Source organism: Porphyromonas sp. COT-052 OH4946 (genome assembly GCF_000765965.1).
Taxonomy (GTDB): Bacteria; Bacteroidota; Bacteroidia; order Bacteroidales; family Porphyromonadaceae; genus Porphyromonas; species Porphyromonas gulae.
The window spans coordinates 1-621 of the sequence record NZ_JQZY01000026.1 but is presented as its reverse complement, the minus strand read 5'-3'; the positions used below and the strand labels follow the sequence as shown (position 1 = coordinate 621).

The following is a 621-nucleotide window of genomic DNA, read 5'->3' as shown; positions in this document are numbered from 1 at the left end:
TGGACGACATCGAGATCAAGGCCAATGCCAAGCGTTCCGAATTGCTGAATGAAAACTTCGAGGGCGATGATATTCCTGCGGGATGGACGGCTTTAGATGCTGATGGCGATGGCAACAATTGGGGTGTTCAGTTAAACCAATTTACTCGTGGAGAGCGCGAAGCTCTGGCCCCGTTACGAGCGAGCAACGTAGCTATTTCTTATTCTTCGTTGAATCAGGGTGGAGGTTATCTTCCTCTTACTCCTAATAACTTCCTTATCACTCCGAAAGTGGAGGGAGCTAAGAAGATCTCCTATAAGGTAGGTTCACCGGGTAATCAGAGTTGGAGTCATGATCATTACGCTTTGTGCATCTCCAAGACAGGAACGGCAGCATCTGACTTTGAAATAATTTTTGAAGAAACGATGGTGTNGGTAATCAGAGTTGGAGTCATGATCATTACGCTTTGTGCATCTCCAAGACAGGAACGGCAGCATCTGACTTTGAAATAATTTTTGAAGAAACGATGGTGTACTCACAGGGTGGAGCCAACTTTACAAGAGAAAAAGATCTACCTGATGGCACTAAATATGTGGCATTCCGACACTATAATTGCACGGATGTTCTTGCTATAGTGATTGA

General features: G+C 44.7%; 2 protein-coding genes. Both read left to right on the top strand.

The annotated features are described in order from the left end of the window. A partial coding sequence (locus HQ50_RS08870; RefSeq protein WP_304412772.1) for a choice-of-anchor J domain-containing protein occupies positions 1–491 on the top strand: 491 nt, incomplete at its 5' end. Positions 492–505: 14 nt separating this feature from the next. Continuing rightward, the coding region (locus HQ50_RS12700; protein WP_369794182.1) for a hypothetical protein at positions 506–621 on the top strand (116 nt) is incomplete at its 3' end.